Source organism: Enterobacter sp. 241F3 (genome assembly GCF_034106785.1).
Classification (GTDB): domain Bacteria; phylum Pseudomonadota; class Gammaproteobacteria; order Enterobacterales; family Enterobacteriaceae; genus Enterobacter; species Enterobacter vonholyi.
The window spans coordinates 1-25,874 of record NZ_JAWNDD010000012.1; the positions used below are offsets into that span (position 1 = coordinate 1).

Annotated in this window: 22 protein-coding genes; 15 read left to right on the plus strand and 7 right to left on the minus strand. The window is 55.2% G+C overall.

Annotated features, from left to right (window positions below):
* Nucleotides 1-179 precede the first annotated feature (179 nt).
* Nucleotides 180-434: a DUF1471 domain-containing protein gene (locus tag UR504_RS20280; protein WP_048224133.1), complete on the plus strand. Its 255-nt coding sequence runs from the start codon at nucleotides 180-182 to the stop codon at nucleotides 432-434.
* A 458-nt stretch (nucleotides 435-892) separates the two neighbouring features.
* Nucleotides 893-1,090: a Fe-S-cluster oxidoreductase gene (locus tag UR504_RS20285; protein ID WP_302235081.1), complete on the plus strand. Its 198-nt coding sequence runs from the start codon at nucleotides 893-895 to the stop codon at nucleotides 1,088-1,090.
* On the opposite strand, the gene setB is transcribed toward UR504_RS20285, so the two are convergent.
* Nucleotides 1,087-2,268 (minus strand): sugar efflux transporter SetB, encoded by a 1,182-nt coding sequence (gene setB, locus UR504_RS20290; protein ID WP_302235082.1) that lies wholly within the window; start codon nucleotides 2,266-2,268, stop codon nucleotides 1,087-1,089. The genes UR504_RS20285 and setB overlap by 4 nt on opposite strands.
* 361 nt (nucleotides 2,269-2,629) lie before the next feature.
* On the opposite strand from setB, the gene fruB reads away from it, so the two are divergent.
* Genes fruB through fruA form a run of 3 tightly spaced genes read left to right on the plus strand, consistent with a single transcriptional unit; the run spans nucleotide 2,630 to nucleotide 6,400 of the window.
* Nucleotides 2,630-3,760, plus strand: coding sequence for a fused PTS fructose transporter subunit IIA/HPr protein (gene fruB / locus UR504_RS20295; protein WP_111965334.1), 1,131 nt, complete (start codon nucleotides 2,630-2,632; stop codon nucleotides 3,758-3,760).
* Nucleotides 3,760-4,698, plus strand: coding sequence for a 1-phosphofructokinase (gene fruK, locus UR504_RS20300; RefSeq protein ID WP_008500936.1), 939 nt, complete (start codon nucleotides 3,760-3,762; stop codon nucleotides 4,696-4,698). The genes fruB and fruK overlap by 1 nt, the downstream gene beginning before the upstream one ends.
* Nucleotides 4,699-4,714: 16 nt before the next feature.
* On the plus strand, nucleotides 4,715-6,400 hold the full coding sequence (fruA, locus tag UR504_RS20305) for a PTS fructose transporter subunit IIBC (protein ID WP_115875856.1): 1,686 nt from the start codon (nucleotides 4,715-4,717) through the stop codon (nucleotides 6,398-6,400).
* A 47-nt stretch (nucleotides 6,401-6,447) separates the two neighbouring features.
* Here the strand turns inward: fruA and nfo are convergent, their stop codons facing one another.
* Both nfo and UR504_RS20315 read right to left on the minus strand, forming a co-directional pair.
* Nucleotides 6,448-7,305 carry a deoxyribonuclease IV gene (gene nfo, locus UR504_RS20310; protein WP_302235085.1) on the minus strand — a complete coding sequence of 286 codons (858 nt, stop codon included), beginning with the start codon at nucleotides 7,303-7,305 and terminating at the stop codon, nucleotides 6,448-6,450.
* 64 nt (nucleotides 7,306-7,369) lie between these two features.
* Nucleotides 7,370-8,416 (minus strand): YeiH family protein, encoded by a 1,047-nt coding sequence (locus UR504_RS20315; RefSeq protein WP_302235086.1) that lies wholly within the window; start codon nucleotides 8,414-8,416, stop codon nucleotides 7,370-7,372.
* A 97-nt stretch (nucleotides 8,417-8,513) separates the two neighbouring features.
* Between UR504_RS20315 and yieE the strand changes: the two genes are divergently transcribed.
* The 3 genes from yieE to cirA all read left to right on the plus strand — a co-directional run bounded on the left by yieE (nucleotide 8,514) and on the right by cirA (nucleotide 13,203).
* Complete coding sequence (gene yieE / locus UR504_RS20320) at nucleotides 8,514-9,380, plus strand: DNA-binding transcriptional regulator YeiE (RefSeq protein WP_271368644.1); 867 nt, start codon at nucleotides 8,514-8,516, stop codon at nucleotides 9,378-9,380.
* A gap of 158 nt (nucleotides 9,381-9,538) precedes the next feature.
* Nucleotides 9,539-11,008 (plus strand): amino acid permease, encoded by a 1,470-nt coding sequence (locus UR504_RS20325; RefSeq protein ID WP_024908170.1) that lies wholly within the window; start codon nucleotides 9,539-9,541, stop codon nucleotides 11,006-11,008.
* 224 nt (nucleotides 11,009-11,232) lie between these two features.
* Nucleotides 11,233-13,203 (plus strand): catecholate siderophore receptor CirA, encoded by a 1,971-nt coding sequence (gene cirA, locus UR504_RS20330; RefSeq protein ID WP_115875854.1) that lies wholly within the window; start codon nucleotides 11,233-11,235, stop codon nucleotides 13,201-13,203.
* Between the two features lie 99 nt (nucleotides 13,204-13,302).
* Here the strand turns inward: cirA and fghA are convergent, their stop codons facing one another.
* Nucleotides 13,303-14,130: an S-formylglutathione hydrolase gene (fghA, locus tag UR504_RS20335; RefSeq protein WP_271368645.1), complete on the minus strand. Its 828-nt coding sequence runs from the start codon at nucleotides 14,128-14,130 to the stop codon at nucleotides 13,303-13,305.
* 138 nt (nucleotides 14,131-14,268) lie between these two features.
* On the opposite strand from fghA, the gene UR504_RS20340 reads away from it, so the two are divergent.
* The 7 genes from UR504_RS20340 to mglC all read left to right on the plus strand — a co-directional run bounded on the left by UR504_RS20340 (nucleotide 14,269) and on the right by mglC (nucleotide 22,462).
* Nucleotides 14,269-15,417 carry a YbfB/YjiJ family MFS transporter gene (locus UR504_RS20340; protein ID WP_302235089.1) on the plus strand — a complete coding sequence of 383 codons (1,149 nt, stop codon included), beginning with the start codon at nucleotides 14,269-14,271 and terminating at the stop codon, nucleotides 15,415-15,417.
* Nucleotides 15,418-15,519: 102 nt separating this feature from the next.
* Complete coding sequence (gene folE / locus UR504_RS20345) at nucleotides 15,520-16,188, plus strand: GTP cyclohydrolase I FolE (protein ID WP_023312471.1); 669 nt, start codon at nucleotides 15,520-15,522, stop codon at nucleotides 16,186-16,188.
* A gap of 19 nt (nucleotides 16,189-16,207) precedes the next feature.
* A complete protein-coding gene (yeiB, locus tag UR504_RS20350) occupies nucleotides 16,208-17,365 on the plus strand; it encodes a DUF418 domain-containing protein YeiB (protein WP_136195430.1) in 1,158 nt (385 codons plus the stop codon).
* 155 nt (nucleotides 17,366-17,520) lie between these two features.
* A complete protein-coding gene (gene galS, locus UR504_RS20355; protein WP_115875849.1) occupies nucleotides 17,521-18,543 on the plus strand; it encodes an HTH-type transcriptional regulator GalS in 1,023 nt (340 codons plus the stop codon).
* A gap of 294 nt (nucleotides 18,544-18,837) precedes the next feature.
* Nucleotides 18,838-19,836, plus strand: coding sequence for a galactose/glucose ABC transporter substrate-binding protein MglB (gene mglB / locus UR504_RS20360; protein ID WP_008500923.1), 999 nt, complete (start codon nucleotides 18,838-18,840; stop codon nucleotides 19,834-19,836).
* 79 nt (nucleotides 19,837-19,915) lie between these two features.
* Nucleotides 19,916-21,436: a galactose/methyl galactoside ABC transporter ATP-binding protein MglA gene (gene mglA / locus UR504_RS20365; RefSeq protein ID WP_047174129.1), complete on the plus strand. Its 1,521-nt coding sequence runs from the start codon at nucleotides 19,916-19,918 to the stop codon at nucleotides 21,434-21,436.
* Nucleotides 21,437-21,451: 15 nt separating this feature from the next.
* Nucleotides 21,452-22,462: a galactose/methyl galactoside ABC transporter permease MglC gene (gene mglC, locus UR504_RS20370; protein WP_008500921.1), complete on the plus strand. Its 1,011-nt coding sequence runs from the start codon at nucleotides 21,452-21,454 to the stop codon at nucleotides 22,460-22,462.
* A 50-nt stretch (nucleotides 22,463-22,512) separates the two neighbouring features.
* On the opposite strand, the gene UR504_RS20375 is transcribed toward mglC, so the two are convergent.
* The 3 genes from UR504_RS20375 to cdd all read right to left on the minus strand — a co-directional run bounded on the left by UR504_RS20375 (nucleotide 22,513) and on the right by cdd (nucleotide 25,754).
* Nucleotides 22,513-23,901, minus strand: a complete 1,389-nt coding sequence (locus tag UR504_RS20375) for a glutamine synthetase family protein (RefSeq protein ID WP_320740084.1) — start codon at nucleotides 23,899-23,901, stop codon at nucleotides 22,513-22,515.
* 124 nt (nucleotides 23,902-24,025) lie between these two features.
* A complete protein-coding gene (gene sanA / locus UR504_RS20380) occupies nucleotides 24,026-24,742 on the minus strand; it encodes an outer membrane permeability protein SanA (protein ID WP_008500918.1) in 717 nt (238 codons plus the stop codon).
* A 127-nt stretch (nucleotides 24,743-24,869) separates the two neighbouring features.
* Nucleotides 24,870-25,754 (minus strand): cytidine deaminase, encoded by an 885-nt coding sequence (gene cdd / locus UR504_RS20385; RefSeq protein WP_320740077.1) that lies wholly within the window; start codon nucleotides 25,752-25,754, stop codon nucleotides 24,870-24,872.
* Nucleotides 25,755-25,874 lie beyond the last annotated feature (120 nt).

The window sequence follows — 25,874 nt, forward strand, 5'->3', positions numbered from 1 at the left end:
AGATTAGCGAGTGTCTCGTGGGCTCGGAGATGTGTATAAAGAGACAGCTAATACTGTGCAAGTGTTATTTTCTGTCGATTAAAAAATAGTTTGCTCTAACCCGTTACGCGTAAAGTTTAAAGTACCGATTTTTCTTCTATGAAATTATTACCTACTACTACAATACTTGGAGTAATCGAATGAAACTCGCAAAATATTTCTGCTGTTTTATGGTAATGTTTAATACTACTGTATTTGCTGCTGAGGAAATTGATGCGGAAAATGCAAGTAAATATACCAAAATTGGAACGTTATCAGTGACTGAAGATGGTTTTACAATGTCTGACGATGATCTTTCGCAAAAGGTTGATGAAAAGGGAGGAAAGTACTACGTTATTACTTCGAAGGAAGGAAAAGAAGAGCATAAGACTATTAACGCTGACATCTACAAGTGATGCCTTAGAAGGTGGCGATTGTTTTTGCCACCTTCATTGATAGTCTTAAAAAATGAATTAACCAATTCCAATTTTATATTTTTTTTCGTGGCGTGCGGCATTGTGTGAATGTTTGTATTTTATTTGTGCTTTCTATTTGTTTGTCAAATGATTAGATGATTCTTGTTGTTTTTGTTATTTTTTTTTAGTTCTTAAATTGTTGCTTCCAATCAAACTGTTTTTCCTGAGTATGCTGAAAATACTAAGAATGTGGTACATGGTTGTATGAAGTTTATGTTGTTTTGGAATTTAAGATTCAAACGGTGTTGATGTTCGATTAGGTTGACTTTATATATTTCGATAAATTAGTAAGTTACAGCCGAATAAAGGCTGGGAAACATATAATACGATCAACTTAGCGTGGCATAGAATAGATTAATTAAACCAGATATGAACTGCAGCAATGTTAATCATAAACTATGAATAATGGTTCATTAGGCAAGCCTGCCAATACTCGCTGCGTTCAGCTCTCTGAAAATAATCTTTGCAAGATCTTTGGCTCACCGCTGCGTCCGAAGGTCTGCTCCGGGCTTCAGCCCACGGCCGAAATGTGCGGCAGCACGCGCGAGCAGGCGATGACGTACCTTCTTGAGCTTGAATCGCTCACCGCACCTTAAACGTCTTTAATCTTCGCCAGACAGCCCATCGTCAGCGTACACATCACCAGCGCAATCCAGAACACCGTGTGATAGTCCCAGATTTCGGCCACAACACCGGCCATTGAGCCGGCAATAATCCAGCCCACGCGGGTGGTATTAGTATAAAGGGTGGTGGCAGAGCCTGCCTGGCCCGGCATCAGATCTTGGAAATAGAGCATGCCTATCCCCGCGAGAATGCCAATATAGATGGCGTTCAGCAGCTGTAAAGCCAGCAACAGCCCCGGCGTATGTACCGTCAGCATGCCGAGATAGAACAGCAGACCGGCGACGGCGGCGATACGCATTAAAAAACGTTTCCCGAAGCGCTTTGCGTAATAGCCCGCAATGAGCATCGTCGGGATCTCAAGCCCGGCCGCGGTGCCCATCATGATTCCCGCCAGCTTCTCCGACAGGTGCAGTTCATTAATAATAAACAGCGGCATATTGATGATATACAGGCTATTGGTGCCCCACATCAGCGTGCAGACAACAAACAGGAGCAGGGCATCGCGGCGGTTGCGGCGCGGTGCTTCCAGCACGCCCGTTGTCACTTTCGGCTCTTTGCGCATGGACGGCAGGAAGAACCACACCAGCGCGCCGCATACCACAAACGCGACGGCGGCACTCAGGTACATCACCGTAAAGCCAAAACCCATCGCCAGCGCGTAGGCCAGCGGCGGGCCAATCACCCATGCCAGAGACACCTGAGCACGCAGGACAGAGCTGAACATCACCGCTTCACGTCCGGTATGGTCCGCGTGTTCGCGGGCAAGGGCGAACAGCTGGGGGTTAGCCGTTGAGCCAAAGCTGCTCAGGAATACCCCGACGAAGAGCAGAATGAAATAGTTGCGGTTCCAGGCAAACAGAACGCAGGCCATGACCCCCAGCAGGCAGCAGAAAACGATCAGGCTTTTACGATCGCCTTTTCTGTCGGAGCGTCCCGCCAGAAACTGGCTGACCAGGATGCCGATGATGGCGCTTCCGGTAAAAAAGAAGCCAACCAGCGCCGGACGAACATGAACCTCATTTGTCAGAAATAGGCTGAGCGTCGGCGTCTGTAACGCACCGGCAATGCCCGTGAAGAAGGCAACAATCAGGAAGGCCGCTGAGGTTAAATCAAAGGGCTTCGGCGAGGCAGCCGCAGGGGTGTTATGCATGTTTTATAATTAGCGAGTAGCAGAGAGGGGCGGAGTGTACGCCGTCAGCTAAAAAATAAACAGTGGGTGCGGTCAATGATGCCACGAAAAATCAAAATGGCATTTCATCTTACAACCACATCGGCTGACCTTAGCTGAAACTGACTTGCTGAACTTCAGCAAAATTCAGCTGAACGAAGAAGAAATGTGCTGTATCTCTAAATTCTGACATCAGAAAGACGAGTTTACTTGCAAGGTATTGCAGAAAGCGCAAGACTTTTTGAAACGTTTCAGCGCTATCTTGTTTAAACAAACGGAGCAGGCTAGCGCATTTTTTCTCATTAAAGCTGAAACGATTCAATTTCAGCAGGAGTGGAGAACCATGTTCCAGTTATCTGTTCAGGATATCCACCCGGGCGCTCAGGCCGGGGATAAAGAAGAGGCTATTCGCCAGGTTGCCGCTGCGCTTGTGCAGGCGGGTAACGTCGCGGACGGCTATGTCAACGGCATGCTGGCCCGCGAGCAGCAGACCTCAACCTTCCTCGGCAATGGCATTGCCATTCCGCACGGCACAACCGACACCCGCGATCAGGTGTTGAAAACCGGCGTTAAGGTTTATCAATTCCCGCAGGGCGTGCTTTGGGGCGACGGTCAGGTGGCCTATGTGGCTATCGGTATCGCGGCCAGCAGCGATGAACACTTAGGTCTGCTGCGTCAGCTGACGCATGTCCTGAGTGATGACGCGGTGGCTGAACAGCTTAAGTCCGCCACCACAGCGGAAGAGCTGCGCGCCTTGCTGATGGGCGAAAAACAGAGCGAAGCGCTGAAACTGGATAATGAAACGCTGACGCTGGACGTGGTTGCTTCCGATCTGGTGACGCTGCAGGCGCTGAACGCCGGTCGTCTGAAAGAAGCCGGCGCGGCGGATGCCACCTTTGTGACGCGCGTGATTAACGATAAGCCGTTGAATCTGGGTCAGGGTATCTGGCTGAACGACAGTGCTGAAGGCAACCTGCGCAGCGCTATCGCAGTGAGCCGCGCGGCCAATGCATTTGACGTAGAAGGCGAACGCGCGGCCATGCTGGTGACCGTAGCGATGGCTGATGAACAGCCGGTTTCCGTGCTGAAGCGTCTGGGCGACCTGTTGCTGAACAACAAAGCTGAAAAACTGCTGAACGCTGATGCCTCCACCGTGCTGGCACTGCTGACCAGTGATGATGTGCTGACGGATGACGTGCAAACTGCGGAGTTCGTGGTGCGTAACGAACACGGCCTGCATGCCCGCCCGGGTACCATGCTGGTGAATACCATTAAACAATTCGAGAGTGAGATCACCGTGGCGAATCTTGACGGCACGGGCAAACCGGCCAACGGCCGTAGTCTGATGAAAGTTGTCGCGCTGGGCGTGAAGAAAGGTCACCGTCTGCGTTTCACCGCGCAGGGTGCTGATGCTGAACAGGCGCTGAAAGCGATTGGCGACGCCATCGCGGCGGGTCTGGGGGAGGGCGCATAATGAGCAGACGTGTTGCGACTATTACGCTGAACCCGGCTTATGACCTGGTAGGATTTTGCCCGGAAATTGAGCGCGGCGAAGTCAACCTCGTGCGTACCACTGGCCTGCATGCTGCGGGCAAAGGGATTAACGTCGCGAAAGTGCTCAAGGATCTCGGTATCGACGTCACCGTGGGGGGATTCCTCGGTAAAGATAACCAGGATGGTTTCCAGCAGCTGTTCAGCGAGCTGGGCATTGCCAACCGTTTTCAGGTTGTTCAGGGCCGTACCCGAATCAACGTTAAGCTGACTGAGAAAGACGGTGAAGTGACCGATCTGAACTTTTCTGGCTTCGAAGTGACGCCGTCAGACTGGGAGCGTTTTGTTAACGATTCTCTGACCTGGCTGGGTCAGTTTGACATGGTGTGCGTCAGCGGCAGCCTGCCGTCCGGCGTGAGCCCGGAAGCGTTTACCGACTGGATGACGCGCCTTCGCAGCCAGTGCCCGTGCATTATTTTTGACAGCAGCCGCGACGCGCTGGTGGCCGGTCTGAAAGCCTCGCCGTGGCTGGTGAAGCCGAATCGCCGCGAGCTGGAAATCTGGGCGGGCCGTAAGCTGCCAGAATTAAAAGATGTGATTGACGCTGCCCATGCGCTGCGCGAGCAGGGTATCGCTCACGTGGTTATCTCGCTTGGTGCAGAAGGCGCGTTGTGGGTTAACGCGTCTGGCGAATGGATCGCCAAACCGCCGTCAATGGAAGTTGTGAGTACCGTTGGCGCAGGGGATTCAATGGTTGGCGGCCTGATTTACGGCCTGCTGATGCGTGAATCCAGTGAACATACTTTACGTCTTGCCACTGCCGTTGCTGCCCTGGCCGTAAGCCAGAGCAATGTCGGTATTACCGATCGTACCCAGTTAGCCGCGATGATGGCGCGCGTTGACTTAAAACCTTTTAACTAACAGCAGGAGAGGAATAATGAAAACGCTGCTGATCATTGACTCCGGTCTCGGACAGGCTCGCGCCTATATGGCGAAGACCTTGCTGGGAGCGGCGGCGAACAAAGCACATCTCGAGATGACTGATAACCCTGGCGATGCCGAACTGGCCATTGTACTGGGCGACAAAATCCCGGCTGACAGTGCGCTGAACGGCAAAAAAGTGTGGCTGGGCGATATTAATCGCGCGGTGGCTCATCCGGAACTGTTCCTGAGCGAAGCGAAAGGTCACGCGTCTGTTTACAGCGCGCCCGTCGCGACGGCACCGGCTGCGGCTGCGGGCCCGAAACGCATTGTTGCGGTGACGGCCTGTCCGACGGGTGTGGCTCACACCTTTATGGCGGCTGAAGCCATTGAAACCGAAGCGAAAAAACGCGGCTGGTGGGTTAAAGTTGAAACGCGCGGCTCCGTCGGTGCCGGCAACGCTATCACCCCTGAAGAAGTGGCTGAGGCCGATCTGGTGATTGTGGCGGCGGATATCGAAGTGGACCTGGCGAAATTTGCCGGTAAGCCAATGTACCGCACGTCTACCGGCCTGGCGCTGAAAAAGACCGCGCAGGAGTTTGATAAAGCGCTGGTGGAAGCGAAGCCGTATCAGGCAACTGGCGCGCGTCAAACCGCGACGGAAGGTAAGAAAGAGTCCGCAGGCGCCTATCGTCACCTGCTGACCGGCGTGTCTTACATGCTGCCGATGGTGGTTGCGGGTGGTCTGTGTATCGCGCTCTCGTTCGCATTTGGTATTACCGCGTTTAAAGAGCAAGGCACGCTGGCCGCTGCGTTAATGCAGATTGGTGGCGGTTCCGCATTCGCATTGATGGTACCCGTTCTGGCAGGCTTTATTGCTTTCTCCATCGCCGATCGTCCTGGCCTCACGCCGGGTCTTATCGGCGGTATGCTGGCCGTAAGCACCGGTTCCGGCTTTATCGGCGGTATCATCGCGGGCTTCCTCGCCGGTTACGTCGCGAAGCTCATCAGCTCGAAGCTCAAGCTGCCGCAGAGTATGGAAGCGCTGAAGCCGATTCTGATCATCCCGCTGATTTCCAGCCTGGTGGTCGGTCTGGCGATGATTTACCTGATTGGTAAGCCGGTTGCAGGCATCCTGGCGGGTCTGACCCACTGGCTGCAAACCATGGGTACCGCGAACGCGGTTCTGCTGGGGGCAATTCTCGGCGGCATGATGTGTACCGACATGGGTGGTCCGGTAAACAAAGCGGCGTACGCCTTTGGTGTTGGCCTGCTGAGTACCCAGACCTACGCGCCAATGGCAGCGATCATGGCGGCAGGTATGGTGCCACCTCTGGCGCTCGGCCTGGCGACGATTATTGCCCGTCGTAAGTTCGATAAAGCGCAGCAGGAAGGCGGTAAAGCCGCGCTGGTGCTGGGTCTGTGCTTCATCACCGAAGGCGCGATTCCGTTCGCGGCCCGTGACCCAATGCGTGTACTGCCGTGCTGTATTGCAGGTGGTGCAGTGACCGGGGCGATCTCCATGGCGATTGGCGCGAAGCTGATGGCACCACACGGCGGTCTGTTTGTTCTGCTGATCCCTGGCGCCATCACGCCGGTACTGGGCTACCTGCTGGCCATCGTCGCCGGTACGCTGGTGGCGGGTCTCTCTTACGCGGTGCTGAAACGTCCGGAAGCGGAAGTTGTGGCAAAAGCAGCGTAAGCGATAAATAATAAAAAAGCCGGGTCGCATTACGCACCCGGCTTTTTTTATGCCGCCTGTTCAGCAGTTTGCTGAGCCTTCAGCCAGGCAATCTCTTCTGCCCAGATGTCCGGATTAATGGTTTCAAGCACCATCGGAATACCGTCGAAGCGGGCGTCCTGCATGATAAAGCGAAACGCATCGTGGCCAATGTTGCCTTCGCCCAGGCTGTGGTGGCGGTCAACGCGGCTGCCAAAGGCGCTTTTCGCATCGTTTAAGTGCATTCCGCGCAGGTACTTAAAGCCAACTACGCGCTCGAACTCATCAAACGTGTTTTTCGTTGTCTCGGTGGTGCGAAGGTCATAACCGGCGGCAAACGCGTGGCAGGTATCAATGCACACGCCGACGCGGGATTTATCCTCCACGCCGTCGATAATCGCCGCCAGATGTTCGAACTTAAAGCCGAGGTTGCTGCCCTGACCGGCGGTATTCTCAATCACCGCGGTGACGCCTTTGGTCTTGTCCAGCGTGATGTTGATGGATTCGGCAATGCGCGCGAGACAGGCATCTTCATCGATCTGCATCAGATGGCTGCCAGGATGGAAGTTCAGCAGCGTCAGCCCAAGCTGCTCACAGCGCTGAACTTCATCAAGAAACGCCTCGCGGGATTTTTCCAGCGCCTCTTCAACCGGGTGCCCGAGGTTAATGAGATAGCTGTCGTGGGGAAGGATCTGGCCTGGCCCGTAGTGGTACTTCTCACAGGCAGCTTTGAAATCGTCAATCACCTCGGCGGTGAGCGGTGCGGCGCGCCACTGGCGCTGATTTTTGGTGAACAGGGCGAAAGCGGTCGCCTCAATTTCGGCGGCGCGAATGGCGGCATTCGCAAGGCCACCTGCAGCGCTGACGTGCGCTCCAACATATTTCATAAAGGGACTCCTGTTAACCCGAAATGCCTATGATAGCGGGTTAACAGGAGAAGGATGTAGTGGTTTATGCCATCAGGCTATGGACCGCGAGGTTAATCGCGCCGCCGCCGACAATCAGCCAGATGAAGAGTACCAGCGCCATCAGCAGCGGTTTCGCACCAGCTTTTTTCAGTGCGCTGACGTGTGTAGTCACCCCCAGGGCCGCCATGGCCATCGCCAGCAGTACGGTATCCAGCGTCACCAGCATATCCACTACCGATTTGGGCAGCAGGTGGAAGGAGTTAAAGATAGCGACCACGATAAACAGGATCGCAAACCATGGAATGGTGATTTTACTTTTCTGATTACTGTCCGCCGGTGCCAGCTGTTTAACCCGTGCAGCAAGGAAAATCAGGAACGGCGCCAGCATCATCACGCGCAGCATTTTGGCAATCACCGCCGCGTTTTCGGCTTCAGGGTTAATAGCATGTCCTGCCGCCACCACTTGGGCCACTTCGTGCATGGTCGAACCGATATAGATGCCGTAGGTTTTCGGGCTAAACCAGTGGGCAACCAGCGGATACATGGCCGGGTAGAGGAAAATCGCCAGCGTACCGAAGATCACCACCGTCGCTACCGCCACCGTCACCTTACTGGCTTCGGCTTTAACAACGGGTTCCGTTGCCAGCACCGCCGCGGCCCCACAGATACTGCTCCCGGCACCGATCAGCCAGCTGGTTTGCCTGTCCAGGCCAAAGACTTTCTGGCCGATAAAACAGGCCAGCAAAAAGGTGCTGGTCAGGGTCAGGACGTCGATGGCGATCCCGCTCACGCCCACATCCGCAATCTGCGAAAAGGTGAGACGGAAGCCGTAAAGAATGATCCCAAGACGCAGCAGATGCTGCTTGGCAAAGATCACGCCGCCGTCGCAGGATTTCCAGATATGTGGATAAACGGTGTTACCCACGACCATGCCGAGCAAAATGGCCAGCGTCAGCGCGCTGAAGCCTGCGCCTGCGATGGCCGGGATGCTGCCGCCCCATAGCGCGACGGCGGTCACTGCGGCGCTGAGCGCAAGACCCGGCACGAAGTGCCACACTGTACGATGATGTTGTAAGGTGATTTCTGACATAACCTTCTCCTTTGTCTGGCTAAAGGTTACGGCGCTCTGGCTTAAAAATAAAATTGATTATATACTTATAATCAATCTATATAAGTGGTAAGTAACCATGCACATTACTCTGCGTCAGCTGGAAGTGTTTGTCGAGGTGCTGAAAAGCGGCTCGACGACCCAGGCGTCACAAATGCTGGCGCTCTCGCAGTCTGCGGTCAGCGCGGCGTTAACCGATCTTGAAGGACAGCTGGGCGTTCAGCTTTTTGACAGGGTAGGGAAGCGTCTGGTGGTCAACGAGCACGGTCGTCTTCTTTATCCGCGCGCGCTGGCGCTGCTGGAGCAGGCTATCGAAATCGAGCAGCTGTTCCGCGAAGACAACGGTGCGATCCGCGTCTACGCCAGCAGCACCATCGGGAACTACATCCTGCCGGAAGTGATTGCCCGCTACCGCCGGGATTTCCCGACCCTGCCGCTGGAGATGAGCGTGGGGAACAGCCAGGACGTCATCAACGCGGTGATCGACTTCCGGGTGGATATCGGCCTCATCGAAGGACCCTGCCATAACGTCGATATTATTGCCGAGCCCTGGCTGGAAGATGAGCTGGTGGTGTTTGCCTCCCCGGCCTCGTCTTTACTACAGGGAGAGGTGACGCTGGAACGCCTGGCGCAGGCGCAGTGGATCCTGCGCGAGCAGGGCTCCGGCACGCGTGAAATTGTCGATTATCTGCTGCTTTCTCATCTGCCGCATTTCCAGTTAGGGATGGAGCTTGGGAACTCTGAGGCCATCAAGCACGCGGTGCGCCACGGGCTCGGCATCAGCTGTCTTTCACGGCGCGTTATTGCCGAACAGCTGGAAACCGGATCGCTGGTTGAAATCCCCATCCCGCTGCCGAAGCTGGTGCGCACGCTGTGGTGCATTCATCATCGTCAGAAACACCTTTCCAGCTCGCTGCAGCGTTTTCTGCGCTATTGCGAAATCTGACATCGTCCCTCTCCCCAAAGAGGAGAGGGAAAAATTATGCTTTACTTATAATCCTGGCCCAGTCATGAAGCTCTCTTATAACTGAGTATTTCTGCCGGAAGGAACGCGGATCGTCTGCTACAATCGCGCCTCATTTATTAAATGGACAGCATTTTCATATGGTTTCAGAAATTAAAACCACAGAAGCGCCCACGCTACGTCGTGAACTCAAGGCGCGTCACCTGACGATGATCGCCATTGGCGGCTCCATCGGTACAGGTCTTTTCGTTGCCTCTGGCGCAACGATTTCGGCAGCAGGCCCGGGTGGGGCACTTTTCTCTTATATCCTGATTGGCCTGATGGTGTACTTCCTGATGACCAGTCTTGGCGAACTGGCCGCGTACATGCCGGTATCCGGTTCGTTCTCGACCTACGGTCAAAAATACGTTGAAGAAGGCTTTGGCTTCGCGCTGGGCTGGAACTACTGGTACAACTGGGCGGTCACTATCGCCGTTGACCTCGTTGCCGCACAGCTGGTGATGAACTGGTGGTTCCCGGATACGCCGGGCTGGATCTGGAGCGCCCTGTTCCTGGCCGTTATTTTCCTGCTGAACTACATCTCCGTGCGCGGTTTCGGCGAAGCGGAATACTGGTTCTCTTTGATCAAAGTGGCAACTGTCATCATCTTTATCGTCGTCGGTGTGGCGATGATCGTTGGTATTTTCAAAGGCGCAGAACCTGCGGGCTGGAGTAACTGGACAACAGGCGATGCGCCGTTTGCCGGTGGACTGTCGGCAATGATTGGCGTGGCGATGATTGTCGGCTTCTCCTTCCAGGGGACCGAGCTGATTGGTATCGCTGCCGGTGAGTCAGAGAACCCGGAGAAGAATATTCCGCGCGCGGTTCGTCAGGTCTTCTGGCGTATCCTGCTGTTCTATGTGTTCGCGATCCTGATTATCAGCCTGATCATTCCGTACACCGATCCAAGCCTGCTGCGTAATGACGTTAAAGACATTAGCGTCAGTCCGTTCACGCTGGTCTTCCAGCACGCCGGTCTGCTTTCAGCCGCGGCAGTGATGAACGCCGTTATCCTGACCGCTGTGCTTTCAGCCGGTAACTCCGGGATGTACGCGTCCACCCGTATGCTCTACACGCTGGCATGCGACGGTAAAGCACCGCGTATTTTCGCGAAGCTGTCCCGTGGCGGCGTACCGCGTAACGCGCTGTACGCCACTACGGTGATCGCCGGTCTGTGCTTCCTGACCTCTATGTTTGGCAACCAGACGGTGTACCTGTGGCTGCTTAACACGTCCGGGATGACGGGCTTTATTGCCTGGCTGGGGATTGCCATTAGCCACTACCGTTTCCGCCGTGGCTTCGTCAAACAGGGTCACGATATTAACTCGCTGCCGTATCGCTCAGGGTTCTTCCCGCTGGGTCCCATTTTCGCGTTCATTCTGTGCCTGATCATTACGCTGGGACAGAACTATGAAGCGTTCCTGGCGGACACCATTGACTGGGGCGCCGTCACGGCGACCTACATTGGTATTCCGCTGTTCCTCGTTATCTGGTTTGGCTACAAGCTGACGAAAGGAACAAAATTCGTTCGCTACAGTGAAATGGAATTCCCGGAACGATTTAAACAATAACCGCACTTCCTCTCTTTTAACCCGCTCATTCGAGCGGGTTTTTTTATTCCCGTATCCTGAAACAAAGATATATTTCTTAACAATTTAATTGATAATAATTATCGTTTGCTTTATCGTTATCAAAAATAAGCGTGTCACCGACCCACCCCAGATGTGGGCGGCAGGGAAGACGCTGTGAGCAATAATGATTTGATTTAGTTGTATTTACCTCATGGAGATATGGAATGTTTAGGTTGAATCCCTTCGTCAGGGGAGGACTGTGCGCGTCCGCAATGTCCTTGGCCCTGCCTGTTATCGCAGCGGAATCCGGCGACACAATGGTTGTAACGGCCTCCGCGACCGAGCAAAACCTGAAAGACGCACCGGCAAGCATCAGCGTGATTACCCAGGAAGATTTGCAGCGCAAACCCGTTCAGAACCTGAAAGATGTGTTACGGGATGTGCCGGGCGTTCAGCTCACGAGCGAAGGGGACAACCGTAAAGGGGTAAGTATCCGTGGACTGGACAGCAGCTACACGCTGATCCTGATCGACGGCAAGCGCGTCAATTCCCGTAACGCGGTGTTCCGCCATAATGATTTCGACCTCAACTGGGTGCCGGTTGACGCCATCGAACGAATCGAAGTGGTGCGCGGACCGATGTCTTCTCTTTACGGCTCCGATGCGCTGGGCGGCGTGGTAAACATTATCACCAAAAAAATCGGCCAGAAATGGACGGGCACTCTGAGCGCCGATTCCACAATTCAGGAACATCGCGACCGTGGCGACACGTATAACGGTCAGTTCTATACCAGCGGTCCGCTGGTGGACGGTCTGCTGGGGCTGAAAGCCTACGGTAGCCTCGCGAAGCGTGAGAAAGACGGTCAGCAGAAGTCCTCTACCACGGCGAGCGGTGAAACGCCGCGCATTGAAGGCTTTACCAGCCGCGATGCGAATGTTGAATTCGCCTGGACGCCGTCTGAAAATCATGACTTTACGGCGGGCTACGGTTTCGACCGTCAGGATCGTGACTCTGATTCCCTCGACAAAAACCGCCTTGAGCGGCAGAACTACTCGCTCAGCCACAACGGCCGCTGGGGCGTCGGCAACAGCGAGCTGAAGGTTTACGGCGAAAAGGTAGATAACAAGAACCCGGGCAACAGCAATCCGATCACCTCCGAGAGCAACGCGGTGGACGGGAAATACGTGCTGCCGCTGGGCGAAATCAACCAGCTACTGACCTTCGGCGGCGAATGGCGTCACGATAAGCTGAAGGATCCTGTCAACCTGACGGGCGGTTCCAGCAGCAGTACGTCGACAAGCCAGTATGCCCTGTTCCTGGAGGACGAGTGGCGTATTTTTGAACCTCTGGCACTGACCACCGGCATCCGTATGGACGACCATGATACCTACGGCGACCACTGGAGCCCGCGCGCCTATCTGGTCTACAACGCGACCGATACCGTAACGGTGAAAGGGGGCTGGGCGACCGCGTTTAAAGCGCCGTCACTGCTGCAGCTGAGCCCGGACTGGGTCACCGGCTCGTGCCGCGGTGCCTGTGAGATTGTTGGTAACCCCGACCTGAAACCGGAAACCAGCGAGAGCTTCGAATTCGGTCTCTACTACAGCGGGGAAGAGGGCTGGTTAGAGGGCGTGCAGGCCAGCGTCACCACCTTCCAGAATAACGTCGATGACCGCATCAGCATCAGCCGTACGGCCAATGCGAAACAGGCCCAGGGCTACACTAACTACGTTGGCCTGAATGCGGACGGTGAACCGATTTTCCGCTACTACAACGTTAACAAGGCGCGCATCCGCGGGGTGGAAACAGAGGTAAAGTTCCCGGTTGCTGAAGACTGGAAGGTGACGCTGAACTACACCTACAACGACGGTCGTGATATCAGCAACGGCGGCAACAAGCCGCTGTCCGATCTGCCGTTCCACACCGCCAACGGGACCGTTGACTGGAAGGCAACGCAGGACTGGTCGTTCTATGTTCAGGGTAACTACACCGGTGAGAAACGCGCGCTGACCAGCAGTGCTCCAACGCCGGGTGGCTATGTCATCTGGAATACCGGCGCCGCGTGGCAGGTAACGAAAGCCGTTAAGCTACGCGCGGGCGTGCAGAACCTGCTGGACAAAGATCTGAGCCGTGACGATTACAGCTACACGGAAGATGGCCGTCGCTACTTTGTGGGCGTGGATTATAAGTTCTGATGTAGCCTGGATGCCCGGTGGCGCTTCGCTTGCCGGGCCTACAAAACCCACGAATGTAGGCCGGGTAAGGCGAAGCCGCCACCCGGCAATCGGCTGCACTTAGCCAAACAAATGCTCCGCATGGAAGCGAAGATGATCCTCAATAAAGGACGCGATGAAGTAATAGCTGTGATCGTATCCCGGCTGAATGCGCAGCGTCAGCGGCCAGTCTTTCTGGCGTGCCGCTTCTGCCAGCACCGCAGGCTGCAGCTGTCCGGCGAGAAACTGGTCCGCATCACCCTGATCGATAAGGGTGGGAATGGCCTCTTCAGCTTTGCTGGCCAGCATCAGCGCGCAGCTGTCCCATGCCTGCCATTTTTCCGCATCCTCACCCAAATAGTGTGTGAAGGCTTTCTGCCCCCACGGCACCTGCGTTGGGTTCACAATCGGCGCAAAGGCCGACGCGCTGACGTATTTCCCCGGATTTTTCAGCGCCATGATGAGCGCCCCGTGTCCGCCCATCGAGTGGCCGCTGATCGCGCAGCGCTCGCCAACCGCAAACTGCGACTGCACCAGCGCAGGAAGTTCATCGCGAAGGTAATCATACATGCGATAGTGGCGCGCCCAGGGCTGCTCGGTGGCATTGAGATAAAATCCGGCGCCTTTGCCCAGATCGTATCCCGCATCGTCGGCCACATCATCGCCGCGCGGGCTGGTATCAGGCATCACCAGCGCAATACCGAGCTCGGCGGCAATACGCTGCGCCCCCGCTTTGGTGGTGAAGTTTTCGTCGTTGCAGGTCAGGCCGGAAAGCCAGAACAGAACCGGCGGATTTTCCGTCGGCGGCAGGAAAATGCTGAACGTCATCGCACAGTTCAGGACGGTGGAGTCATGCCGCCAGCGCTGCTGTCGACCTTCAAAACAACGGTGCTCTTCGAGCAGTTCCATGCAGGGCTCCTTAATGAGAATGCGTATTCATAAAAACCATAATACAGCCTTTTCATTGACCTGTGAGCAACTTTCACTTTCGCCTGACGGCCAGATGCTGCATCATAAATTTACTTTTCTTTAACAATTGGAGCGGTCATGGCGCTGCGTATTGCGCTCAGTGGGTTTGTCGTCCTGGTGGTGGCGATGGGGATAGGGCGCTTTGCCTTTACGCCTCAGGTGCCGCTGATGATTGCTTCCGGGCAGCTTACGCTGACCAGCGCGGGTCTGGTCGCGGCGATGAACTATCTGGGCTATCTGGTGGGCGCATGGGATGCCATGCGCGCGCACCGCTTTGTGGAAACGCGCCTCTGGCTTGGCATCACCGGCGCGGTGGCGCTGACGCTGCTCTCCGCGGCGGCGGATAACGCCGTCGTACACGGCCTGCTGCGTTTTGTGATTGGCTGCATGAGCGGCTGGTCGATGGTACTGATTGCCGCCTGGACTAACGAACGGCTTGGGCAGTTGGGTAAACCGGGCCTGAGCGCTGCCGTATTTGCCGGACCGGGGGCGGGCATTGCCCTGAGCGGGCTGCTCGCCGTCTACATCCAGGCGAAATCCCTTTCGGCCGGGGCGGCATGGCAAATCTACGGCGTGCTGGCGCTGGTGCTGATTGCGCTGGTGGCGCGCTACCTGCCGCGATCCGGGCAGCTCCATCGACCGGGCACCGCACCAGAGCCGCTGGTGCTGACGGCGGATTTAAAACGCCTGGTCTGGAGCTACAGTCTGGCTGGCTTTGGATATATCCTCCCGGCGACATTCCTGTCGCAAATGGCGGCGGTGCGTTTTCCCGGCAGCCTGTTTGCGCAGTTCGTCTGGCCGATTTTTGGTATCGCCGCCGTGGTGGGGATAGCGCTCAGTATTCTTTTACGCCATACCTCAACGGCTAACCGCAGGCTGGCTATAGTCCTGTGGTTACAGGGGGCGGGCGTGCTGGCGGCCTGGCTGCTGCCGGGGATTGGCGGATTGCTGACGGGTGGGCTGCTGGTGGGCGGCGGCTTTTTGTGTGCCGTGCAGCTCTCTCTTTTATACGGTCGCGAGCTGGCGCCAAACCACACGCGCTATATGGCAGGCCTGCTCACCACCGGGTATGCGATTGGTCAGTTGATTGGGCCGGTCACCTCGGCGTTATCAACCTGGCTTACCCACCGGCTGGAGCCCGCGCTTGGCCTGGCGGGCATTGCGCTGTTCGTTGGAGGAGCGTTGGTCTGGAATCGTCACGCTGAAAGGCAACAGCAATTGCAATAATTATCGTCGTGAATACTGGATTATGTGCGTCGCCTCACGCACAATGAGCGCATACTTTTGCCACAACGAGGGCAAAAGACGCCACACCTGCAGGAGAACAAAATGTCATCACTCAGTAAAGAAGCTGCCCTGGTCCACGAAGCCCTGGTTGCGCGCGGTCTTGAAACGCCACTGCGTCCGCCCGTACAGGATTTGGACAATGAAACCCGCAAGCGTCTGATTGCCGGTCATATGACCGAAATCATGGAGCTGCTGAATCTCGATCTGAGTGACGACAGTCTGATGGAGACGCCGCACCGCATCGCGAAAATGTACGTCGACGAAATTTTCTCCGGCCTGGATTACGCCAACTTCCCGAAAATCACCGTCATTGAAAACAAGATGAAAGTGGATGAGATGGTGACGGTGCGCGATATCACGCTGACCAGCACCTGCGAACACCATTTCGTGACCATCGACGGTAAAGCGACCGTGGCGTATATCCCCAAAGATACGGTGATTGGCCTGTCGAAGATCAACCGCATCGTGCAGTTCTTTGCCCAGCGTCCGCAGGTGCAGGAGCGTCTGACGCAGCAGATCCTGACCGCGCTGCAAACGCTGTTGGGCACCAATAACGTGGCCGTCTCTATCGACGCGGTTCACTACTGCGTGAAGGCGCGCGGCGTGCGTGATGCGACCAGTGCAACGACCACCACCTCGCTGGGCGGCCTGTTTAAGTCAAGCCAGAATACCCGCCAGGAGTTCCTGCGCGCCGTACGTCATCACAACTAAGTCTTACAGGGCAGGGACCATGGAGCGAAACGTCACGCTCGATTTTGTTCGCGGCGTCGCCATTCTCGGTATCCTGCTGCTTAATATCGCCGCCTTCGGTTTGCCGAAGGCGGCTTATCTCAATCCTGCGTGGTATGGCGACATCACGCGCAGTGATGCCTGGACGTGGGCGATCCTCGACCTCTTTGCGCAGGTCAAATTCCTCACGCTCTTTGCCCTGCTGTTTGGCGCAGGCCTGCAGCTTCTCCTAAAACGCGGTACGCGCTGGATCCAGTCGCGCCTGACGCTGCTGGTTCTCCTCGGCTTTATCCACGGCCTGTTCTTCTGGGACGGCGATATTCTTCTCGCGTATGGGTTAGTCGGGCTCATCTGCTGGCGTCTCATTCGCGATGCGCACAGCGTAAAAAGCCTGTTTAACACCGGCGTGATGCTGTATGTGATGGGGCTTGGCGTCCTGCTATTGCTGGGGATGATCTCCGGCGAGGCGACAAACCGTTCATGGATCCCGGATGCCGCTAACCTGCAGTACGAACAGTTCTGGAAGCTGAAAGGCGGTACGGAAGCGATAAGCAACCGTGCGGATATGCTGGGGGACAACCTCCTTGCGCTGGGCGCGCAATACGGCTGGCAGCTGGCGGGCATGATGCTGATGGGCGCGTCATTGATGCGCACCGGCTGGCTGAAAGGAGAATTCAGCCTGCGTCACTATCGTCGTACCGGCGCCGGTCTGGTGCTGCTCGGCGTGCTGATTAACCTCCCGGCGGTGATTGTGCAGTGGCATATTCACTGGGATTACCGCTGGTGCGCGTTTCTGCTCCAGGTGCCGCGTGAACTGAGCGCGCCGTTCCAGACCATCGGCTACGCGGCGCTGATCTATGGCTTCTGGCCAACGCTTTCCCGCCTGTGGATTGTCAGCGCTATCGCCTGCGTGGGCCGAATGGCGTTGAGCAATTACCTCCTGCAAACGCTCATATGTACCACGCTTTTCTATCGTTTTGGCCTGTTTATGAAATTCGACCGCCTTACGCTGCTGGCGTTTGTTATTCCGGTCTGGGTGGTAAACCTGGCGTTTTCTGTTCTCTGGCTACGCTATTTCCGCCAGGGGCCGCTGGAGTGGGTGTGGCGTCAGTTAACCGCATATGCGTCAGGGGTATCATTGAAAAACACATCCAGATAACGATCTGGATCACAATCATTAACAAAACGGATGTAAGCGTTTTCATGACTGTGAGCTTCTTCACGTAGTCCCCTTTCTCTCGCTGCCAAAATAGCCACCTTGCTAAACACAGGGGGTGTCTGTGAGTTGCTGCAATCCTTTGAAGGATGGTGAATATGATCACCATTCGTGACGTCGCCCGTCAGGCGGGCGTTTCTGTGGCTACCGTCTCACGCGTGCTGAACAATAGCGCGCTGGTCAGCCCTGAAACCCGAGAAACCGTAATGAAAGCCGTGACCCAGCTCGGGTACCGGCCAAATGCCAATGCCCAGGCGCTTGCGACGCAGGTCAGTGACACCATCGGCGTGGTGGTGATGGATGTCTCGGATGCCTTTTTCGGCGCGCTGGTGAAAGCGGTCGACATGGTGGCACAGCAGCATCAGAAATATGTCCTGATCGGCAACAGCTATCATGAGGCGGAAAAAGAGCGCCATGCCATTGAAGTGCTGATCCGCCAGCGCTGTAACGCCCTGATTGTCCATTCAAAAGCCTTGAGCGATGAAGAGCTAACCGGATTGATGGAGCAGATCCCGGGCATGGTGCTGATCAACCGCATTGTCCCCGGCTATGCCCACCGCTGCGTCGGGCTGGATAACGTCAGCGGCGCCATGATGGCCACGAAAATGCTCATCAACAACGGGCATCAGCGGATCGGTTATCTGGCCTCCAGCCATCAGATTGAAGATGACGAACTGCGGCGCGAGGGGTGGCAAAATGCCCTGAAAGAGCACGGCATTACGCCATCCGAAAGCTGGGTGGGGACCGGCACGCCGGACATGCAGGGCGGTGAGGCGGCAATGGTGGAGCTGCTGGGTCGCAATCTGCAGCTTTCTGCGGTGTTTGCCTATAACGACAGCATGGCGGCTGGCGCCCTAACGGCACTGAAGGATAACGGCATTGCGGTGCCACAGCATTTATCACTCATTGGTTTTGATGATATCCCGATTGCCCGTTACACCGACCCGCAGCTGACAACGGTGCGCTACCCCATTGCCTCTATGGCGAAACTGGCGACTGAGTTGGCATTACAGGGAGCGGCAGGGCTGCTGGATCCGGGCGCAACGCACTGTTTCATGCCGACTTTAGTACGTCGCCACTCCGTCGCGGCCCGGCAAATTGTGGTTCCGATCACTAACTGATTAGATCAGGTGATGTAACCGTTTTCAATCTGTGAGTAAATTCACAGTATCTTAACAAGGCGCTGACTATGATGTCAGCGTTTTAGGGGCTGAAACGCTATGTAACAGTGATTATTCACTTTCACTATAGCCAATGTGCCGCAAACAACGAATAAAACGCATTTCTGGAGCGTTACCGAACACGGAAGAGAGAAATTTTATAAGTGAACTTCGGCTGTCAGTAACGTTTTATTAACACCTGCCCGCCGATCGTTATTCACAAGAACTACCCTGCATAAAAAAACCGGAGATACCATGAATAAGAAGGTGTTGACCCTGTCTGCTGTAATGGCAAGCATGCTTTTTGGTGCAGCAGCGCACGCTGCGGATACCCGTATTGGTGTGACCATCTATAAATACGACGACAACTTCATGTCTGTTGTGCGTAAAGCGATTGAGAAAGATGCGAAAGCAGCGCCAGACGTTCAGCTGCTGATGAACGACTCCCAGAATGACCAGTCCAAACAGAACGACCAGATCGACGTTCTGCTGGCGAAAGGCGTGAAAGCCCTGGCCATCAACCTGGTTGACCCGGCTGCAGCAGGCACGGTCATTGAAAAAGCGCGCGGTCAGAACGTGCCGATCGTCTTCTTCAACAAAGAACCTTCCCGTAAGGCGCTGGATAGCTACGACAAAGCGTATTACGTCGGTACTGACTCCAAAGAGTCCGGTATTATTCAGGGCGATTTGATCGCGAAACACTGGGCGGCGAACCCGAACTGGGACCTGAATAAAGACGGTCAGATTCAGTTCGTGCTGCTGAAAGGCGAGCCAGGCCACCCGGATGCTGAAGCGCGTACTACCTACGTTATCAAAGAGCTGAACGACAAGGGCCTGAAAACCCAGCAGCTGGCGTTAGATACCGCGATGTGGGATACCGCTCAGGCGAAAGATAAGATGGACGCATGGCTGTCCGGCCCTAATGCCAACAAAATCGAAGTCGTTATCGCCAACAACGATGCGATGGCAATGGGTGCGGTAGAAGCGCTGAAAGCACACAACAAATCCTCAATCCCGGTATTCGGCGTGGATGCACTGCCAGAAGCGCTGGCGCTGGTTAAATCCGGTGCGATGGCCGGTACCGTGCTGAACGATGCCAACAACCAGGCGAAAGCCACCTTCGATCTGGCGAAAAACCTCGCCGATGGCAAAGGCGCGGCAGATGGCACCAACTGGAAAATTGACAACAAAATCGTTCGCGTACCTTACGTGGGCGTAGACCAGTCCAACCTGGCTGAGTTTATCGGTAAATAAGTTAGCGGTACTGTCTCCACTGGGCGCAATTCGTTGCGCCCTTTTATAACGCGATATGCGAGGCCAACAAGGTATAATTATGGTCAGCACAACAACTCAGTCATCCGGTGAATACCTGTTGGAAATGAGCGGTATCAACAAGTCATTTCCCGGCGTTAAGGCACTCGATAATGTTAATTTAAAAGTTCGTCCTCACTCTATTCATGCCTTAATGGGGGAGAACGGTGCGGGTAAATCAACATTATTAAAATGTCTTTTTGGGATCTATCAAAAAGATTCTGGCAGCATTCTTTTTCAGGGGAAAGAGATCGATTTCCATTCAGCGAAAGAAGCACTGGAAAACGGTATCTCGATGGTTCACCAGGAATTAAACCTGGTGCTGCAGCGTTCAGTTATGGATAACATGTGGTTGGGACGTTATCCAACCAAAGGTGTCTTTGTCGATCAGGACAAAATGTATCGCGACACCAAAGCGATTTTCGACGAGCTGGATATTGATATCGATCCGCGCGCCCGCGTGGGAACATTATCCGTCTCCCAGATGCAGATGATCGAAATCGCCAAAGCGTTCTCCTATGATGCGAAAATCGTCATCATGGACGAACCGACATCGTCATTAACGGAAAAAGAGGTTAACCACCTTTTTACCATTATTCGTAAGCTAAAAGATCGCGGCTGCGGCATTGTGTACATCTCACACAAAATGGAAGAGATCTTCCAGCTGTGCGATGAGATCACCATCCTGCGCGACGGTCAGTGGATTGCCACGCAGCCGCTGGAAGGGCTGGACATGGACAAGATCATCGCCATGATGGTCGGCCGTTCCCTGAACCAGCGCTTCCCTGACAAAGAAAACAAGCCGGGTGAAGTGATTCTGGAAGTGCGCAACCTGACCTCGTTACGTCAGCCGTCTATACGCGATGTCTCCTTCGACCTGCATAAAGGTGAAATCCTGGGGATTGCCGGCCTGGTCGGGGCAAAACGTACCGATATCGTCGAAACCCTGTTTGGTATCCGTGAGAAGGCTCAAGGCACCATTACGCTGCACGGTAAGAAAATTAACAACCACAACGCCAACGAAGCTATTAATAATGGTTTCGCGCTGGTGACGGAAGAGCGTCGGTCGACCGGTATTTATGCTTATCTGGATATTAACTTTAACTCGTTAATTTCTAACATTCGCAATTACAAAAACAAAGTCGGGCTGCTGGATAACTCCCGCATGAAGAGCGATACCCAATGGGTGATTGACTCCATGCGCGTGAAAACGCCAGGCCATCGCACCCAAATTGGTTCGCTGTCAGGCGGTAACCAGCAGAAAGTGATTATCGGCCGTTGGTTATTAACCCAGCCAGAAATTCTGATGCTGGATGAACCTACCCGCGGTATTGACGTCGGCGCGAAGTTTGAAATTTATCAGCTGATTGCCGAGCTGGCGAAAAAGAATAAAGGGATCATTATTATTTCTTCCGAAATGCCGGAATTGTTAGGGATCACGGACCGTATTCTGGTTATGAGCAATGGTCTCGTCGCCGGTATTGTTGACACCAAAACGACAACGCAAAACGAAATTTTGCGTCTTGCGTCTTTGCACCTTTAAGATCAGGGGCTCCTCATGAGTGCGTTAAATAAAAAAAGTTTTCTCACTTACCTGAAAGAAGGCGGTATTTACGTTGTTCTTTTAGTCTTGCTGGCAATCATCATTTTCCAGGACCCTACGTTCTTAAGCCTGCTGAACCTGAGTAACATTCTGACCCAGTCCTCCGTGCGTATTATCATTGCGCTGGGCGTGGCGGGCCTGATCGTGACCCAGGGGACGGACCTTTCTGCCGGTCGCCAGGTGGGTCTGGCGGCGGTTATCGCGGCAACTCTGCTGCAGTCGATGGAAAACGCTAACAAGGTCTTCCCGGAAATGGCCACCATGCCGATTTTCGTGGTGATCCTGATTGTCTGCGCCATCGGTGCGGTGATTGGTCTGATCAACGGAATTATCATCGCCTACCTGAACGTGACGCCGTTTATCACCACCTTGGGTACGATGATCATCGTTTACGGTATCAACTCCCTGTACTACGACTTCGTCGGCGCTTCGCCAATCTCGGGCTTTGACAGCGGCTTCTCGACCTTTACGCAAGGGTTTATTGCGCTTGGCAGCTTCCGCCTGTCGTACATCACCTTCTATGCGCTGATTGCGGTGGCCTTCGTCTGGATCCTGTGGAACAAAACGCGCTTCGGCAAAAACATCTTCGCCATCGGCGGTAACCCGGAAGCGGCGAAAGTCTCCGGCGTTAACGTAGCTCTGAACCTGCTCATCATCTATGCCCTGTCCGGCGTGTTCTACGCCTTCGGTGGGATGCTGGAAGCGGGCCGTATCGGCTCTGCAACCAACAACCTCGGCTTCATGTATGAGCTGGATGCGATCGCAGCCTGCGTGGTGGGCGGCGTCTCCTTCAGCGGCGGTGTGGGTACGGTACTGGGCGTGGTGACCGGTGTGATCATTTTCACCGTCATCAACTACGGGTTGACCTATATCGGCGTGAACCCGTACTGGCAGTACATCATCAAGGGCGCCATCATTATCTTCGCGGTTGCGCTGGATTCACTGAAGTACGCCCGTAAGAAGTAATCGTCTCTCTCCATACCCGGCCCGCTCACCGAGCGGGCTTTTTTTATGCTCTATGCCAGATGGGACTCCTCTCGGGTCACAATGCGCTCAAACCAGTCGAGTTCAGAGAGCTTGCAGGCGACCCACTGTTCGGAAAAGGCATCGCCCAGGCTGTCGGTGAGATACTGACAGCGGGCAAAGGCCTCAATCGCCTCCTGCTGGAACAGCGGCAGTTCCGGTTGGTCGTGCTGCGGTTCAGGGAGATCCCCCTCGTCGATATGTTCCAGCCCGTACAGCATGCCGGTCAGGATAGTGGCCGCCACCAGATACGGATTCGCATCGGCCCCGGCCAGCCGGTACTCGATACGACGGTTACTCTCATCCGAGCAGGGAATACGCAGGGCGGCGGAGCGGGTGTTATAGCCCCAGGAGTTAAAGACGGGTTCCGTCAGGCTTTTACGCAGGCGACGAAACGCGTTGACGCCTGGCGCAAGAATGGCGACGGAGGCGGGCATCAGCGCCATCTGGCCCGCGACGCACAAACGTATCATGCTGTTAAGCGCGTTCACCGGGGAAGCAAAGACGTTTTCGCCGTGACGATTGTTCAGGCTGAAATGGAAGTGCAGGCCGCTGCCGGCAAGCTGGCTGAAAGGCTTAGCCATAAAGTTGGCCTGCAGACCGTGCTTTTCAGCAACGTAACGGGTCAGGCGACGAAGCGCCAGCACGTTATCGCAGACCTCAACGACGCGATGGCTGTGCTTCAGGTTTAATTCGTACTGTCCGGACTCGGCTTCCGCCACGACCCCTGACAGCGGGATGCGCTGCAGGTGGGCCAGCTGTTCCAGCTCGTCAAACAGCGCCGCATGCACCGACGAGGTATCCATATGAAAACAGCCCTGATTTTGCGGATCGCGATCGTTATGTCCCGTCAGATAGAACTCAATTTCAGGTGCAATAACCGGGAAGAGGTCGTGCTGGTGGAAGCGGGCCAGTACGTTCTGCAGTATCACGCGCGGCTCAAGCGGGCAGGGGTTACCGTCGCTGTCTTTCATCGTCAGCAGGATCTGCGCCGTGTGCTCTGGATCCTGCGGACAGGGGCGCAAAGAGCCGGCGACCGGGACGCACAGCCGGTCGGGTTCATCATAAAGCGGGGCGGCGATTTTTCCCTTCTGGTCCATTGAGTAGACGGAAAGCGGAAAATAACAGCCTTTTTCCAGATTCAGCATGCTCTCTACCGAGAGGCGCTTGCCGCGCATCGTGCCGTTGATATCGTTCAGATAAACGTCAACATGTTTCGTTTGCGGGTAACGTTCCAGATAATCGGCCACTTCCACGGCAACGTTGTGCTGCAGGGCGTCTATTTTTTCATCCAGCCAGAGACCAGAAGTAAGTGCGCCAGGGAGTGATAAACCGGGAAAGTTAAAGTACGGGCGGAGACTTTTGAGGAAAAACGCATTCATTATCGAGTTCATAGTCATTCTTCAATGAAGCCGTAGCGGCAGTGAACTCAGCTTAAAAGAGCAGACGTAAAGGGGAGATAAAAAGCGTCAGGCCGGCCGTAAAGAAAGTATAAAGGCGGTCCCGCTATTTCTCTTTTTTCTGCATATCCAGCAGCTGCTCAGGCGTGACGGCCGGATAACCCTGCGCGTCTTCCGGCACTTCGTGCATCGCCGGAATCGGCACCAGAGGGCCTAAAAAGCGCGGTTCGCGTTTGAAGATATACAGATCGGCCAGGGCACCAAAGCGGGCGCCGAACTCGCGCACGCGCACGCTCAGCATATCTTTTGGCGACGGCACCGCGTAGCACTGCGCCTGAATGCCCATATGCAGGGCGATAAACAGCGCGCGCTCGCAGTGGAAGCGCTGGGTGATGATGATGAAGTCGTTGGTGTCGAAGACTTTGCGCGTGCGCACGATGGAGTCCAGGGTGCGGAACCCGGCGTAGTCGAGCACGATATCGGCCGGATCCACGCCCGCAGCAATCAGGTCCTTACGCATCGTCACCGGTTCATTGTAGCTTTGCAGGGCGTTATCGCCGCTCAGCAGCAGGTAGTTCACCTTGCCGCTGTTGTAGGCGTTCAGCGCGCCCTGAATGCGGTAACGGTAATACTGATTGATGACGCCGGTGCGGTAATACTTGGCGGTGCCAAGCACCACCCCAACCTGACGATAGGGCAGGTCCTGCAGGTCATCAAAGATGTAGGGGGCGGTTTTCCAGCTCATCCAGCGGTCGAGACCCAGCACGATCAACAGCAGTATGCCGACCAGGACAGACAGGCTGTAAAAAACGCGCTTTAACATGCAGATGGCTCGTACCGAAGGTGAAATTTAACTCAGGCTACTTTACCCGCCTGGTTAGCGCAAGAAACAGCGACTCAACTGAGGGGTTTTTCAGCAAACTGGCGGGCATTTCTGCCCGCCGGAAGGATTACGCCAGCAGTACGCGGTCAATCGTCGTACAGCCCAGCGCTTTGAGCGTTGCGGCGGTGGCATCCCACTGGATCAGCGGTGCATCGGCAATCTCAGCCAGAATGGCGCGCTGAATGTCCGGATAATCATAGCCGTTCAGGCTCAGCAGGTTGAGTGCGCCCTGCAGCGGCGGCAGCGTTGGGTTAAACGCGGCGTTTTCCGCATAGCTGCCGGTGAAGATTCGGCCATCGCGGCACTGCAGCGCCACGCCGCTCGGGGACTTGCTGTACGGCGTGTGGCTCTTGTTGGCGGCGGTAATCGCCGCCTGGCTCAGGTCATCGCCGGACAGGCCGAAACCGTGGTCCTGATCGTCCATCAGCAGCGTTTTGATCTCCAGATCTTTCGGACCAAATGCGTCAGGCAGATAATCGCCCAGCGTGTGCGGCGCGCGGCCCGGCAGGTTGATGCGCAGCTGCAGCCCGCTGTTCAGCTCGTTCATAAACTGACGGCAGTGGCCGCACGGAGTGTAGTTAACGGTAATGGCGCTCAGGGCTTTTTCACCGCGCAGCCAGGCGTGGCTGATGGCGCTCTGCTCGGCGTGAACCGTTTGCTGCATGGTCGCGCCCAGGAACTCCATATTGCCGCCGAAGTACCAGGTTCCGCTGACGCCGCGCGCAATGGCCCCGACGTTAAAATGGGAGAGATCGGCCCGCGCGCAGGCGGCAGCCAGGGGGAGCAGTGCGAAAGCCAGCGCGTCTTCGTCCAGTCCCGTTGCTTGTTTCAGCATCGTGACCTGCTCCGCGGTCAGCAGGGCGGGGAAGTGTGCATCTGCCAGAACGGGAGCCAGGGCTGACTGCAAATTCTCTGCAAGCTGGGCGAAAGAAGCTTGAAAACGTGGGTGCATGGCGTTTGCCTCATAAAGGTTAATGGATCGGTAGTTTACGGAGCCGTCAGGGCTTTATATGTGATCCACTTCTCATTATGTATGCAACTTATGAAAACAAAATGAAATTTGCGCGACGCA